13 protein-coding genes and 1 tRNA gene are annotated in these 15,232 nt (G+C 33.1%); 9 read left to right on the forward strand and 5 right to left on the reverse strand.

What is annotated here, in order from left to right; genetic code table 11:
* Positions 1-56: 56 nt before the first annotated feature.
* A complete protein-coding gene (gene pncB, locus VJJ03_RS02900; RefSeq protein WP_009745897.1) occupies positions 57-1,244 on the reverse strand; it encodes a nicotinate phosphoribosyltransferase in 1,188 nt (395 codons plus the stop codon).
* 223 nt (positions 1,245-1,467) lie between these two features.
* On the opposite strand from pncB, the gene VJJ03_RS02905 reads away from it, so the two are divergent.
* A tRNA-Ser gene (locus tag VJJ03_RS02905) sits at positions 1,468-1,552 on the forward strand.
* 84 nt (positions 1,553-1,636) lie between these two features.
* Here VJJ03_RS02905 and VJJ03_RS02910 read toward each other — a convergent pair.
* Together VJJ03_RS02910 and VJJ03_RS02915 are read right to left on the reverse strand one after the other, a co-directional pair.
* Positions 1,637-2,227, reverse strand: coding sequence for a hypothetical protein (locus tag VJJ03_RS02910; RefSeq protein ID WP_009745898.1), 591 nt, complete (start codon positions 2,225-2,227; stop codon positions 1,637-1,639).
* Entirely contained in the window at positions 2,227-3,336 is a 1,110-nt protein-coding gene (locus tag VJJ03_RS02915) for a hypothetical protein (RefSeq protein WP_323973717.1), read from the reverse strand. Before VJJ03_RS02915 ends, VJJ03_RS02910 begins: the two co-directional genes overlap by 1 nt.
* Before the next feature lie 489 nt (positions 3,337-3,825).
* Between VJJ03_RS02915 and ansB the strand changes: the two genes are divergently transcribed.
* Both ansB and VJJ03_RS02925 read left to right on the forward strand, forming a co-directional pair.
* Positions 3,826-4,881 carry an L-asparaginase 2 gene (gene ansB, locus VJJ03_RS02920; RefSeq protein ID WP_009745900.1) on the forward strand — a complete coding sequence of 352 codons (1,056 nt, stop codon included), beginning with the start codon at positions 3,826-3,828 and terminating at the stop codon, positions 4,879-4,881.
* Between the two features lie 89 nt (positions 4,882-4,970).
* A complete protein-coding gene (locus tag VJJ03_RS02925; RefSeq protein WP_009745901.1) occupies positions 4,971-6,155 on the forward strand; it encodes a porin in 1,185 nt (394 codons plus the stop codon).
* A gap of 84 nt (positions 6,156-6,239) precedes the next feature.
* Here VJJ03_RS02925 and VJJ03_RS11485 read toward each other — a convergent pair whose 3' ends face one another.
* Both VJJ03_RS11485 and VJJ03_RS02930 read right to left on the reverse strand, forming a co-directional pair.
* The gene (locus VJJ03_RS11485; RefSeq protein WP_416377841.1) at positions 6,240-6,359 is read right to left on the reverse strand and encodes an IS1 family transposase; all 120 of its coding nucleotides are present in this window, start codon (positions 6,357-6,359) and stop codon (positions 6,240-6,242) included.
* 132 nt (positions 6,360-6,491) lie between these two features.
* The gene (locus VJJ03_RS02930; RefSeq protein WP_323973720.1) at positions 6,492-8,864 is read right to left on the reverse strand and encodes an outer membrane beta-barrel family protein; all 2,373 of its coding nucleotides are present in this window, start codon (positions 8,862-8,864) and stop codon (positions 6,492-6,494) included.
* 336 nt (positions 8,865-9,200) lie between these two features.
* Here VJJ03_RS02930 and VJJ03_RS02935 point away from each other — a divergent pair, with 336 nt between their 5' ends.
* From VJJ03_RS02935 to VJJ03_RS02960, 6 genes are all read left to right on the forward strand, one after another.
* Entirely contained in the window at positions 9,201-10,130 is a 930-nt protein-coding gene (locus tag VJJ03_RS02935; RefSeq protein WP_323973722.1) for a PfkB family carbohydrate kinase, read from the forward strand.
* Between the two features lie 2 nt (positions 10,131-10,132).
* The gene (locus VJJ03_RS02940; protein WP_323973724.1) at positions 10,133-12,034 is read left to right on the forward strand and encodes a class II glutamine amidotransferase; all 1,902 of its coding nucleotides are present in this window, start codon (positions 10,133-10,135) and stop codon (positions 12,032-12,034) included.
* 131 nt (positions 12,035-12,165) lie between these two features.
* Complete coding sequence (locus VJJ03_RS02945) at positions 12,166-12,519, forward strand: winged helix-turn-helix domain-containing protein (RefSeq protein WP_009745828.1); 354 nt, start codon at positions 12,166-12,168, stop codon at positions 12,517-12,519.
* A gap of 247 nt (positions 12,520-12,766) precedes the next feature.
* Complete coding sequence (locus tag VJJ03_RS02950) at positions 12,767-13,387, forward strand: hypothetical protein (protein ID WP_009745826.1); 621 nt, start codon at positions 12,767-12,769, stop codon at positions 13,385-13,387.
* The gene (gene trmD, locus VJJ03_RS02955) at positions 13,388-14,071 is read left to right on the forward strand and encodes a tRNA (guanosine(37)-N1)-methyltransferase TrmD (protein ID WP_323973726.1); all 684 of its coding nucleotides are present in this window, start codon (positions 13,388-13,390) and stop codon (positions 14,069-14,071) included.
* Positions 14,072-14,083: 12 nt separating this feature from the next.
* Positions 14,084-15,223, forward strand: coding sequence for an AAA family ATPase (locus VJJ03_RS02960; protein WP_009745824.1), 1,140 nt, complete (start codon positions 14,084-14,086; stop codon positions 15,221-15,223).
* Positions 15,224-15,232: the final 9 nt, after the last annotated feature.

Here is a 15,232-nt window from a genome sequence, read left to right on the forward strand (position 1 = left end):
ATCATTAGAGTATAGGCAATTATATTTGTTTTCTTCAATATACTCATAGTCGTTTTTTAAGAGTGAATACGTAATAATTCCTTTGCCAATTCTATCATCCGTGGGTCTCCTGTGTGCTTGAGTGGTTCATCAGAGAGTTTAACGGTTTTTACCCATTCGTGGTCGGAGGTAAGTACTTCAGTGAGTTTCATGACAATATTCATAGGTTGCAGTCCTACATCATTGGTAAGGTTGGTGCCTATACCGAAGGAAAAACCTATTTTACCACGGCAGTATTTGGTAATGGCTTCAACCTTTTCAGGAGTCAACCCATCGGAGAAGATGATATATTTGGAAAGAGGATTAATACCGAATTTCTTATAGTGTTCTATGGTTTTATTAGCAAACTCAATAGGGTCTCCACTGTCATGGCGTACTCCATCAAATAGTTTGGCGAACTTGGTATCAAATTGTTTGAAGAAGACATCTGTAGTATAAGTATCAGAAAGAGCAACTCCCAAATCACCACGATACACATCTACCCAATGCTCTAAGGACATGGCATTAGACATCTTAAAACCATATTCTGCTGCGTGAAACATGAACCATTCATGAGCATGAGTACCAATAGGTTTTACTTGGTACTTCATAGCAAAATGAACATTACTTGTTCCTATAAAGTTATAGCGATGCGATTTGGTCAGAGTTCGCATAACAATATCATGTACATGGTATGAATGTCTTCGGCGTGTACCGAATTCGGCAAAAATAACATCCAGTGATTCGTAATCATGTGCTTTGTGAGAGGTATTGCTTTCTATTTGTTCATCACTCCAAGCCACTGCACCGGTTAGTTTGTAATAAAGCTCACTGATAGTAGCCAATAGAGGCACTTCCCATAGAATAGTTCTATACCAATACCCTTCAACACTTACTTTAAGTTCATTTCCTTTTTGAGAAATATGTACCTCAGAAGGGTCATAGCGATAACCTTCCAAAAAATCAATATAAGCAGGATTCAAATAAGGACAAGATGTTCTTAAGAAATTTTTCTCTTCTTTGGATAATTTTAATTGACTCATCTGATTGACAGATTCTTGCATTGCGCTGGCAAAGCCCTCTGGAAATTTGTGCTTTCCACGGTTAATAAACTCATATCTTCCTTTTATTGAAGGAAAGAGTTTTACTACAGCACATTGCATAGTGAATTTATAAAAATCATTATCTAAGATAGAGTTGAAAATATGGATAGGATGTGCTAGCATAACTATAAATTATAAATAGTATTTTTCCTTAAAATCACACAAAGGTAAAAAATTATTTCAAGTAAAAAAACTTTTTTTGAATTTATTTTTATAAGGAGTATATAAATGTTTGACAGTAAGTAGTTTAAATTTGCTAATCAAAAAAAGTGTGATTTTTCTTTGCAGAATAAGAAAAAAGTTATAATTTTGCACCCGCAATCAACCAATTAAGATGATTATTTCTGGAGAAATGGCAGAGCGGTCGAATGCGGCGGTCTTGAAAACCGTTGAGGGTAACACCTCCGGGGGTTCGAATCCCTCTTTCTCCGCAACACATTGATTTTTAAGGTTTAGTTATGGAAGTCTAAGATAAAGGGGTTTATCTTAGACTTTTTTATTTATCAGAATAAGGATTAAAAATGAAAATTTAACTGTAGGAAGCCTATTTTAGCTAATCGACTTTCCCACCAATTAGTTTGATTCTGTGAATCAAAACTTTTTAAATCCTTCCGAAAATTATATTTTAGAAAAAACCCAGGTTCTGTGGAGATAGAAAAATTTTGGCTTAATTGATATTGTATCCCTATAAAGGGATTGAGAGTTGTACTTATGAAATATTGTTCTCTATTTTTGTAGTATAGATAACGACCCCCGAGGTCAATTCCATAATAAAATTTCCATTTCTTATAATTTCTAAAGAGCTTATCAATTCCTATCTTTAAAGCAACCTCATAGCGGCTATCCTTAGTAGATTCTATATGATAATCCCCTCCTGCCCGATAGGCTACAGCAGGAGTCTTTAGGTAGCGATATTCTAACAAAAAAGCATTGCTATCACTTGGGAATGCAGAATTAACAAACTTAGAAAGTCCTATCCCTATTTGGTGTTTGCAAGAAGAAAGGGAGGAGCTTTCTGATAGAGAATCAATAGAAGAAAAAGTAACATTGCTCTCTTGTGCGAGAGCAATGTTACTAAAAAATAGAATGAGGAAGTATCTTTTCATTAGTTATTTTTATCAAATCGCTTAAAGATATTAGTTATTTTTTCTTCAAAATCACTAATATATTTTTCAGCTTTTTCTTTAGATCCATCTGAAAAGATAAAGTAGATAACTCCACTGTCCTTTTCTTTTTCATACTTTACATCTGCAATCTTACTATTGCCTTTGAATAAATCTGCTCTTATAAAAGTATTAATTTCTTCTGTTGTGATTTCTCTTCCTTCTATTTTGTTAATACTCTTTACATCAACATTACCTACAATACGTAATTCACTTTGAGTTGCTACGAATGAGATATTGTCAATAGCTTTCATGTTAGTTATATTTCCATAATCAGAAGTATTGAGTTTTATATCAGCTCGCAGTGTAGTAGCGCATCCTTCATTGGAAGAGAAGGAAAAATTAAAGATAAAGTTCTCAGGAGTTTGTCTGTTCCATTTGATAGTAGTAGTAAAAGGGTTTGTGTATATACTAACATCTGCGGTTAAAGGCATAGTGAAATTAGTCTTTTTATCATAGGTAGCGTTTTTGATAGTTAGTTCAAACACCTTTACTCCATCTATAGTAGCTACAGCATGCCCTTTGACAGGAAGTCGGTAGATTTTATCTTTGTAAGAAGCTTCAAAATCTTCATATTGGTCTACAGTGAATACTGCATTATTAGAGGTCGCTTCTTTAGTAGCAGGGAAATTAAAGGTGATGTTATTATTATTGGCTGTTTTCTCCCAAAGTTCTTTATTTTTGTTCCAAGAGTAAGTGCCCTTAAGAGATTGGTAGTTAAAGCCATTTGTATTTTGTAGAGCATCAGCAAAGTGTTGAGCATCAAATTTTTCACTTAGGTAAGTCGACCAAAACTGATTTTCCCCTTTATTATTTACAGTTTTTTTAAAAAAAGCATTGTAAAAGAAATCTGCAAAACCTCCATCATTGAGTTTTTTCATACAGTCATAGAAGTTATCCATTGTAGCTTGTACTATAGCCTTGGATTCTTCTGGAGTATACACATGTTCATCATTGTTCTTATGTTCATCATTGTTCTTAGCACATGATACAAAAAGTACTGTAGCTATAGAAGCAAGTACTGCATTTTTAGAAAATTTCTTTAAATTCATTTTATTTAATTATCAATTAATATTTGCTCGCAAAAGTATATTTTTTTCTTTATTTAAAATAATAATTAACAAAATTTTATAATCTTACTTTTTGATACTTGTAAAGAATTATCCCAAAAGACTTTAATTCATGTAGGTAGAGTTTCAAACTCTTGTTCAATGCAGATACAAAAAGATACCAATTTCAATATAAAATGCTAATATGTAGTTATAAAAGTAATGCTCTGACAATAAAATTGATATTAAGTGATCAATAATTTACACTATATTAAAACAGCTTATCACATAAGGATTTAAAACTCTTATACTGTTTATAATTCTTGTTTATATATTAAGACAATAGCCTACTTTTTAGTATATTAAAGTATAATAAATATTAAATAATTATTAAAAAAACACTTTTTTTTGTTTGTTTTTAAAAAAGGATTTAATTTTGTATTCTGAATTTTAATATGTTTTGAATATAATTTAATCATTAATAAATACAAAATGCAAAGAACATTCAAAAAAATTGCCCTTACATTATTAATAATGATGTCTGTGGTAGCTTTCGCACAAAAGCCGAAAGTACGTATTCTCGCAACAGGTGGTACCATTGCAGGAGTGAGTAAGTCTGCTACTGAAACAAACTACAAAGCAGGTGAATTGGGGATTAATCAACTCTTACAAGCAGTTCCTGAAGTAAGGAACTTAGCTGATGTATCTGGTGAACAAATTGTGAAGATTGGTTCTCAAGATATGAATGATGATGTATGGCTTAAACTTGCTAAGCGTATCAATGAACTTCTTAATAAAGAAGGTTATGACGGTATAGTTATTACTCATGGTACTGATACTATGGAGGAAACAGCTTATTTCTTAAATCTTACAGTGCATAGTAACAAACCTGTGGTGTTAGTTGGGGCTATGCGTCCTGCAACAGGGATGAGTGCGGATGGACCTCTAAACTTATATAATGCCGTAGCAGTAGCTGCTGATAAAAATGCACGAGGAAAAGGAGTCATGGTATGTATGAATGATATTGTTTTGGATGCTAAGGACGTTATCAAAACTAATACTACTGCAGTAGAAACTTTCAAAGGAGCTAATTATGGAAAATTAGCTTATATTCATAATGGTAAGGTCTTCTTTGGTCGTACTCCTACTAACAAGCATACAACTCAATCTATTTTCAATGTAGATAATCTTAAATCTCTTCCTAAAGTAGGCATTGTATATAGTTATTCCAACGTATCAGAACTTCCTATGAAAGCTTTTATTGATGCTAAGTTTGATGGTATTGTACATGCAGGGGTAGGTAATGGAAACTTTTATCATACTATTTTGGATTTAGCAGTGAAAGCACAACAAAAAGGTATTCAAATTGTACGTTCCTCACGTGTTCCTACAGGAGCCACCACTCAAGATGCAGAAGTAGATGATGCTAAATATCATTTTGTGGCTTCCCAAGCACTTAATCCTCAGAAAGCTCGTGTATTACTCATGTTAGCTCTTACAAAGACTAAGGATTGGCAACAAATCCAACAATATTTTAATGAATACTAATTTTTAAAGTTAGCTAGTAAGGTAAAAAGTAATTCAAGATTTATTACTTTTTACCTTGATTTTTTATTAACAAATAAATTTTTAGAAAAATGAAAAGACTAATAGTATCTATAGTATTTCTCTCTACAGCAGTAGCTTTTGCACAGGAGGATTTACAAGGGCAAATAAATCAGCTAAAGTCAGAATTGGAACAGCTTAAAATGTCTCGTCCTACGCAGGCTCTTATGCTTGAGTCACCTTCTATGCCACAAACAGAGGGAGAAAATCCTCTTAATAAGAAGTTTAATCTTTTCTTTAATTTCCAATCTAGCTTTGACGCTCTTCTTCCCGATGAAGGAGATACCAATAAAGCAGAATTTAAAGCCAGACAATTACGGTTAGAAATGAGAGGTGATATTACTGACCGTATTTTTTATCGTTTTCGTCACCGCTTGAATAAACCTAATGCAGCTACCTCTTTGGATAATTTAGCAAAAGCAACGGATATGCTCTATGCTGGTTTTCGCTTGAATGATAAGTGGGCTCTTACTGTAGGTAAAATGTGTCAAACATGGGGCGGATTTGAGTTTGACCTTAACCCAATGAATATCTATGAATATACTGATTTTATAGAGAATATGGATAATTTCATGCTTGGAGGTATGATTACTTTTGCTCCTAATGCCAATCACGAGTTTAACTTACAAATTACAGATGTTCGTAATGCTAAGTTCTCTGATATTTATGGGACTCCTGCAGACATCAAGGCAAGCAAAGCTCCTCTTACTTATATTTTCAATTGGAATGGAAATCTTTTTGATGGAGTACTTCAAACTCGTTATGCAGTAGGTTTACAAAGTGAAGCTGATGGTTATAATAATACTATGGTGATGTTAGGTACTAAGCTCAATTTGCCTAAATTCCAAGCTTATTTTGATTATATGAGAGCTGATGAAAAATTGGACAGACTTAAATACACTCCTAATAGTAGTGCAGATCCACTTTTAAAAGATGCAAAATATAATAGTTTGGTTCTCAAGGGGGAATACCAACCTATACCTATGCTTAATGTATTTGCACAGGGGATTTATGAAACAGCAGAAAATAGTTTAGCTAACAACAAAATGGTGGGATTAGGCTATTTTGCGGGAGTAGAGTATATGCCTTTTAAAGATCAAGATTTACGTTTCTTTTTAGCTTATATAGGGAGAAGCCGTGAAAATAAATTGACAGATAATACAGTAAATACCAATCGTATTAGTCTTGGTATGATGTATCGTATTAAAGCCTTTTAATTAGAGACGATTAATTACATTAAAAGAATACACTGTTCTTGAAAGTTATTATACACTTTTGAGAATAGTGTATTTTATTAAAGTTCATTTTATTCTATATTGCAATTTGCAATTATTTTCTTCTATTTCAACAGTATATTTTTCCCTAATTCGATGTTTATCCTCTTTAAAAGTTGTTTTAAAACTTTTCCAAACATCAGTCACTATAGAACCATAGGTGATATCAAGTTCTTTAAGTTATTTCCTTAGCTTTTTACCTGTTCTCTCTGCTTCTTTTATCCCAAATGTAAGTTATAATTTCTATTGTTTGTCATAAGGACAGAAGCAATGTCGCCATTACAACCTATTTAATACATCATCCAAATTCTTTACTTCATTCTTATGAGAAGCCTTATTGATATTGTATTTAAGAAGAATAGAAAAGAATCGTGAGTCTACATTATTCTTTTGTAAATTATTGATGTTTAAATACTTTACTTCCCAATCAGAATCCTCTGTACGAAAAAGGTCGTTGCAGACTATATTCAGTTGCATTCTTTTATCAAAGAAGCTGAAAGTAATGCCTGTACTAGTACTAAATGACGGATACTGTTTAAAAATGATATTTTCTGTTTTACTAGTATAATTTATTCTCACATAACAGTTTATATTATCCCGTAAACGATAGTCATAATTAGTTGATACATATAAAAAAGGAAAAAAGCGATTTTTATCAACAATTAAATTATCTAATTGACTTTTTTGAGCTAAAAGTGCACTATGGAAACCTAACTGATGCTTCCCCAATCGTTTCGTCAGGTTTGCTCCGATACTTATTTGATGATTCTTCGCTATATTGATAGGAATTACTTTAATCACTTGTTGGTTAGTAGCATCAGGCATTGGTACTTCCTGTATTTGGTTCCTTATAAAGGAGTATTCCACATAAAGGTTCAAAATATTGTTGTATAATGCATTTAATGAGAAGTTGTTAAAATAGACTGGTTCCAAATTTGGATTTCCTATTCTATAACTATACTTGTCATAATAGGTTATGATGGGGTTTAATTGCTGATAAGAAGGAAGGTTCATCTTTCTGTCGTACGCCAAGGAAAGGTTCCATTTAGAAAATAAATTTACATCTAAAGATATAAATGGAAAAAAGTTATTGATTCGTTTTGTTTGTTCAGCATACTCTTTCGTGTCTTTATATTTTAGCCAAACCGATTCGTATCTGAAACCTGCTTGAAGCCCAAATTTATTTAATTGCTTTTTCAGGTTGATGTAATACGCAATCTGTTGTTCTCTATGCTTTCCCTCGTTATTTATCGCATTCGCCATTTCCGAGCTATTATAGGAAGAGGTATTATTCGCCAAATTCATATAGTCTAAGCCCAAGTTTCCATCGAATGAACGCCAAAATATGCCTGAATAGTTTAACTGAGCCAAATAAACGTTATAATTCCCTTTATAAGTTATGTGATAATCATTTGTTTTTTGTTTATTGGAGTCTTTGATTGCTTGCTTGTCATTAGAAGATTTGTATATGTAGTCAAGATTTAATTCTAAATGACTATTTTTCAATAGTGGTAGGTTGTAGAAGAGGTTCAACCGATTATTCTTTTCATTGTAGTTTGATGTTATCTCTGTAAATAGCTGCTCATGCAAGTTTGTTTCAAGATACTCCGTAGTACTTTTGTTAATAGGCTTGTTTCCCGCATAATAGAAATCATTATAAAACTGCACGTAATGGTTGTCACTGAACTCATATTTAAGTCCAAGTGAAGTATCGAAGCCTTTTCGTTTGTTCTGTATTGACTGCTGACTAATGTATTGGGCATTATTTTCTACATTTTGTGTCTCCACAGTGTAATGATTCAAATCGTTACGGAAATTCGTAACTACTCCACCATTAAGTATTATTTTACTTGATCCGAGATAAAAGTTGGCGTTTTCAGTATTTGAAATTTTCCTACCCACTTTCGTCCTTTGGCTTATTTCTACTGCATTATTACTACTTTTCTTTGTGGTAATTCGCAAGACAGATTTATACTTGCTGTCATATCTCACGCCTGTATTTTTCTCGAGAGCAACTGTTTTAATTGAGTTTACACTTAGGTTTTCCACCTCTGAAAATGAGGATACTACACGATTATCTATCAAAATAAGCAGATTGTCTTTTCCGATTAATTTTATACCAGAATTATCAGCTATAATTCCTGGCATATATGCTAAGACATCAATAGTAGAAATCATATCGGCAAGCGGAGTCCCTTCGACTTTCATGGCTAATGAATTATTCGTTCTCTCCCAAATTTTATGAGAAGCGGTAATTGTAACTCCGGTTAAGAAATTTTCACTAAGTGGAAGCTCCACTTGCAAATGAACAGTCTGCTCAGAAGTAACTGTAAAAGGGAGTCTCTGTTTTTCATATCCTACACATGAAACTTCTAAAAAGTAGCTCCCAACATCTATCTTGTCAATCATGAAGGATCCTAATTGGTCTGTTACTGTTCCTGTAACAAATGCAGAATCTTCTGCGGTTTTTACCACCACATTACAATACTCTATCGGATTGTTGTCATGTTGTACTATTCCCAAAACCTGCTGTCCATAAGAATTTTGTATGGACAACAAAACAAGAACTAATAAGCATTCAAGCTTCACTTCCTTACTTAATATAGAGAAGACGTTTTTGAAAATATGAGAATTTATCATTTCAGTTTGCATTTCTAATATCTAATGAAGTGATTTAAACTTTTAAAAAAGAAAATTTGATTATTTTTTGTAATATTGTATTGAAAATCAAAAATATACAAAAATAGATTACTCATCTCACAAAGATACAAAAAATTGATTTCACAACCAAACTTATATCTTATAATTTTTAGCAAAAAGGCAACCCAAAGTGTTGCTTATTAACATCACAAAAAAGGAAAAACTTCAAATGTTTTAATCCTTATAGATGGAAATTGCGGCATTGTTGTAGGTTAAAAAACACCTTGTCATTTCAAAAATAAGTAGTACCTTTGTACCTTAATAATAGAAAAATATTTTTGTCAAGAAATGAATAATAAAGTACTTACAGTAGGAACATTAGCTTTTGATACTATAGAGACTCCCTTTACTAAGGCAGAGAGAATTATGGGGGGAGCTGCTAATTATAGTGCTTTGGCAACTGCTGTTTTTGATGTTGAACAAGCAGTAGTATCCGTAGTAGGCGAGGATTATCCATCTTCTTTTTTGGAAGTGCTCACTGAGCGTGAGGTAGATATTTCACAAGTGGAGATAGTCAAAGGAGCACAGACTTTCTTTTGGAGTGGACGTTATGCTACTAATATGAATGAAAGAGTAACTCTTGAGACTCAAGAAAATGCATTAAGGAATTATATACCCAAACTTTCATCAGATTTTGCAGGAGCCTCTTTTATCCTTTTAGGAAATCTTCATCCCAAAGTACAGCTGCAAGTATTGGAACAGCTCTGTGAGAGACCTCAACTCATTGTTTTGGATACAATGAATTATTGGATAGAGAATACTCCAGAACTTTTGGATGAGGCTATACGGAAAATAGATATTCTTACTGTAAGTGATGAAGAAGCCTGTGCCCTTACAGGAGAGACTAATTTTTTAAAAGCAGTAGAAAAATTACAGGCTAAAGGAGTTAATTATATAATTATTAAGAAGGGAGAGCATGGATCTATGCTTTTTCATGAAGATAAAAGTTTTTTCACTCCGGCTCTTCCTTTAGCAGAGGTATGTGATCCCACAGGGGCTGGGGATACTTTTGCTGGAGGATTCATAGGCTATATGGCAAAGACAGGGGATATTTCTTTTGAAAATATGAAAAATGCTTTAGCTTATGCATCTACCTTAGCTTCCTTCTGTGTAGAGAAAATAGGTACTGAACGGCTCCTTACTCTTACTAAGGAAGAAGTCCTTCGTCGGCTTTTTTATCTAAAAGAACTAACCCAATTTGATATAAATATTGTTTAGAAATGAGTGACACCATCAAACATGAATGTGGAATAGCATTATTACGTCTTCTAAAGCCATTAGAATATTACAAGGAAAAATATGGGACCCCTTTCTATGGTCTCCATAAAATGTACTTGCTTATGGAGAAGCAGCATAATCGTGGTCAGGATGGTGCTGGAATAGCAAATATTAAGCTTAATATGTTACCTGGTGAGCGTTATATAAGTAGGGTTCGCTCCAATGATACACAACCTATTCAAGATATTTTTAAACAGATTAATCAGCATATTAATAACCTATTAGAGGAATATCCTCAAGCCAAAGAGAATATTCTACAACTCAAACATATTATCCCATATCTTGGGGAGGTTTATCTAGGGCATGTACGTTATGGTACTTTTGGGAAAAATAGTATTGAAAATGTACATCCTTTTCTACGGGAGAATAATTGGATCTATCGTAACCTTATCTTAGCAGGAAACTTTAACTTAACAAATGTTCCGGAGCTTTTCAATAGGTTAGTGGAATTAGGACAGCATCCTATAGCCAAGACAGATACTATTACTATTATGGAACGTATTGGGCACTTCTTGGATGATGAAGTAGAAGAATGTTATCTTAAACTTAAGAGAGAAGGAATCAGCAAGAGAGAGGCTTCTTCCCTAATTATGGAACAACTGGATATGGTAAGGGTTCTTAAAAAGGCTGCCCATCGTTGGGATGGAGGATACGCAATGGCAGGTATCATAGGACATGGTGATGCTTTTGTTATACGTGATCCTGCTGGTATTCGCCCTGCCTATTATTATAAAGATGATGAAATAGCCGTAGTTGCCTCTGAACGTGCTGTAATACAAACAGCTTTCAATACAGAATTTCAAGAAGTTAAGGAACTTCCTCCAGGAGCAGCTTTTTTAATAAAGAGGAATGGAACTACCTATACAGAACAAATACTTACTCCTGTTGAGCGTAAGGCTTGTTCTTTCGAACGTATATATTTCTCACGAGGAAGTGATCAAGAGATTTATTTAGAAAGAAAGAAATTAGGAGCCCTGTTATTACCAAAGGTATTGAGATCTATAGATAATGATCTTACTAATACAGTTTTTTCTTATATCCCTAACACGGCAGAAACTTCTTTTTATGGATTGATAGAGGCTGTTTCTAACAATCTTAATCAACAGAAAAAAGAACAAATCCTTCAAGCAGGGAAATTCCTTTCGGAGGAACAACTTACCCAAATTCTCTCTGTACGACCCCGAATAGAAAAAGTAGCTATTAAGGATGTAAAACTTCGTACTTTTATTACAGAAGATTCAGGACGGGAGGATATGGTAGCTCATGTATATGATATTACTTATGGTTCAGTACGTAAGAATAAGGATAACCTAGTAATAATAGATGATAGTATTGTACGTGGAACAACTCTTAAGAAGAGTATTCTTAATATTCTAAGCAGGTTAGAACCTAAGAAAATTACGGTACTTTCCTCAGCTCCACAAATACGTTACCCTGATTGCTATGGCATTGATATGGCACGCTTGGAAAATCTTATTGCTTTTGAAGCTACTCTTGCCCTACATAAGCAAATGGGTACCTATACAATTGTAAAAGAGATCTACCAGAAATGTTTAGACCAAAAAGGAAAACCAGATATAGAGATTATCAATTATGTAAAAGAACTTTACGCTCCTTTTTCCTCTGAGCAAATCTCTGAGAAAATAACAGAGCTCTTACGTCCTGAAACGATGAAATGTAATTTGGAGATTATTTTCCAAAGTGTGGATAACTTACATAAGGCATGTCCTAAGAACTTAGGAGATTGGTACTTTACAGGAGATTATCCTACTCCAGGAGGAAATAGAGTAGTAAACCAAGCTTTTATTAACTTTTATGAAGGAAACAAAGAAAGAGCCTATTAAAATTTAATAGACGAAAAGATTTGTATTTTCAAAAAAAGTATGTATATTTGCCTTGTATTTCGAAAAAAGATAAAGCCCTTTGTTTTAGGCTAAAAATAGTTTACTGAATTACAAATTTAGCTCAAAAAGATATGGAAAATAATCTAAAAATAAGAGGAAATATCTGGATAGAAACGGATACAGGTTTGGAAATTAATGTGATAAAAGCATTGCTATTGGAACAGATTGATTTGTTAGGTTCTATTTCAGAGGCAGCTAAGGTACTGAATATCCCCTATCGCCGAGCATGGGGGATGATTCAAGAGATGAATAGAAGTTCTTCTTTTGAAATTGTAGCAAAAGAAGCTGGAGGGAAGACTGGAGGACACAGTATCCTTACAGAGGAAGGGAGAGATATTCTTCAGCTCTTCAAGGACGTAAATGATAGTTTAAAGCAATATGGTAAAGGAGAAAATGACTGCTTTACAGGCTGGAAAGAAGCATAGGGGAATTCCACTGCTTAACTATAAAAATGATTACTTAATAATTGAATAAAAAACAGGAGAAGCAAGAGATATTCTGATTCAGAGGAATACCTTGTTTCTCTTTTCTCATGTATAATGTGAATATATATGATAAGGAAACTATCGATTATTCAAACCAACAAATTTTTGTTAATAATGAGCAGAGGGAGCATATATGTGTAAAAAAAATAGTATTTTTGCCGTTGAAATAAAAATATAAATACATCAAATGAAAAGAAAAATTTTGATTATTAGTCTTGGACTATTTTTTCCTTTATGGGCTATAGCACAGAGTGAACCTCAACAAGGAAATACAGGAACTACACAAGAGGAGGAAAAGCAATATCCTAAAACTATAGAAGGACAATTTGACCAGATGATAGAAAAATCTGGAAATTGGGAAAAATATAAGGTAGTAAAGAAAGAGACACTCTATGCTATTAAAAAGAATATGCTTGACAGTGTTCGTGTGCAAAAGGATTTGTTAAGAGAAAAATTGGATACCATTGCCCATCAAGCTTCTGAAATAAAACAATTGAACCTTAAAATACAATCCGTAGAAAGTGATCTTGAAAAGGAAATGCGTCAGAAAAATAGCATAGACTTCTTTGGAATTCCTTTAGATAAGGGATTATACTCAGCAGTTGTATGGGGAATTATTATTGTGTTGGCTATACTGTTAATATTATTTATTTCTAAGTTTACACGTTCAAACAATATTACCCAAAGTACTTTGAGGGATTTTGAAAATCTGCAAAATGAATATGAAGAGTATCGCACTAAAGCTATTGAACGTGAACAGAAAGTACGCAGGCAATTGCAAGACGAAATTAACAAACATCGTTCTTAGATGCGAATTGATATTATAGCTGTTGTTCCTGAATTACTCCGTAGCCCTTTTGAGCACTCTATTTTTAAGAGAGCTATAGAGAAGGGATTAGCAAGTGTACATTTTCATGATTTACGTCAGTATGGGTTAGGAAATTATAAGCAAATAGATGACTATAGTTTTGGAGGAGGAGCAGGTATGGTACTGATGATAGAACCTATTGACGCTTGTATTTCAGCTCTTAAAGCAGAGCGTTCCTATGAGGAAATAATCTATCTTACCCCTGATGGACATACCTTAGACCAACGCATAGCAAATCAACTTTCTCTTAAAGAAAATATTATTATCCTTTGTGGGCATTATAAGGGTGTAGATGAACGGGTTAGAGAGCACTTTATAACTAAAGAGATTTCCATAGGAGATTATGTTCTCTCAGGAGGAGAATTAGCTGCAGCAGTACTTAGTGATGCTATTGTTCGCCTTATTCCTGGTGTGCTCTCAGATGAAACATCTGCTCTTACAGATTCATTTCAAGATAACCTTCTGGCACCTCCTATTTATACACGTCCCTCCGAATACAAAGGGTGGAAAGTGCCTGAAATACTCCTAAGTGGAAATACCCCTTTGATTGAAAATTGGAGAGAAGAGCAGGCTTATAAACGTACAGAAGAACGCAGACCCGATTTGTTAAAGAAAGAAAATTAGTAAAAATAATTAATGAAGATATTTGATTCGAAATTTTACAGAGAAGTAAATATATTAAGAGTTAATGCAGATGATGAAATAGAACTATTTGACAAACATCGTTATGAAAGAGTTAGAGCCCCTTATGAAACTTTACTGAGAGATATTCTATGTGATATTTATTTAGAAGATGATGATTTAATAATTTCTAGAGATAAGTTGCAATATTTTGAAAAATGTACAGATTTCTATACTATTAGCTATGCCTCCAAAAGTAATAGGCTTTATGAAGATGAGGAATGCTATTTTCATCCTGAATTAGAGGTATTTATTCTTATCTCTCATAATCTTTCTAATGATTATGATTCAGAGATGTTTGAAGAGGGGTTATATAAGGTAAATTATATATTTTATGATAATCGCAACTCTTCTATTACAAAAAATCTTAGGATTATTTTCTCAGAATATTTGGAAAAGTATCAGCCAAAAAGAGCAAAAGTTTCTATACTTTTAAAGGATAAAAATGGTTTTGATGTAAAAACACATATAATTAAGCCTTACCGCATTGATTTTGATAAGATGTATAATGATGATTTTATAGAAGTACATAATCGTGTAAGGCAAAGTATTACTAATGAGAATAAAGGAGTTGTGCTTTTTCACGGCATAGCAGGCTCTGGAAAAACAAACTATATCAAGTGGCTAACCAGTCAAATTCCTAGTAAAAAATTCATTTTTGTACCTACTTCTATGATAGCTTCCCTTACAGATCCTTCCTTCATAGGAGTACTTATTGATCATAAGAATTCAGTATTGGTTCTAGAAGATTGTGAGAATTATATAGCCGAGCGTACTGCTTATAATAGTAATACAGATGTAGTATCCTCCATCCTAAATATTGCTGATGGAATGCTATCCGATGTACTTGAATGTCAACTTATTTGTACCTTTAACTCAGACATATCAAAAATTGATTCAGCATTACTGAGAAAAGGGCGACTTATCGCCGAATATAAGTTTAGAGAACTTACAGTGGAAAAATGTAATAATTATCTGCGTTCTTTAGGAAAAGAAGCTAATATTACTAAACCTTGCTCCTTAGCAGAGCTTACTAATATGGAAACTAAATCCCTAAGAGAAGAAAATAATATTCCTAAAATAGGATTTAAATAAATAACAGCT

This window comes from Capnocytophaga sp. G2 (assembly GCF_035282625.1).
In the GTDB taxonomy this organism is placed as follows: domain Bacteria; phylum Bacteroidota; class Bacteroidia; order Flavobacteriales; family Flavobacteriaceae; genus Capnocytophaga.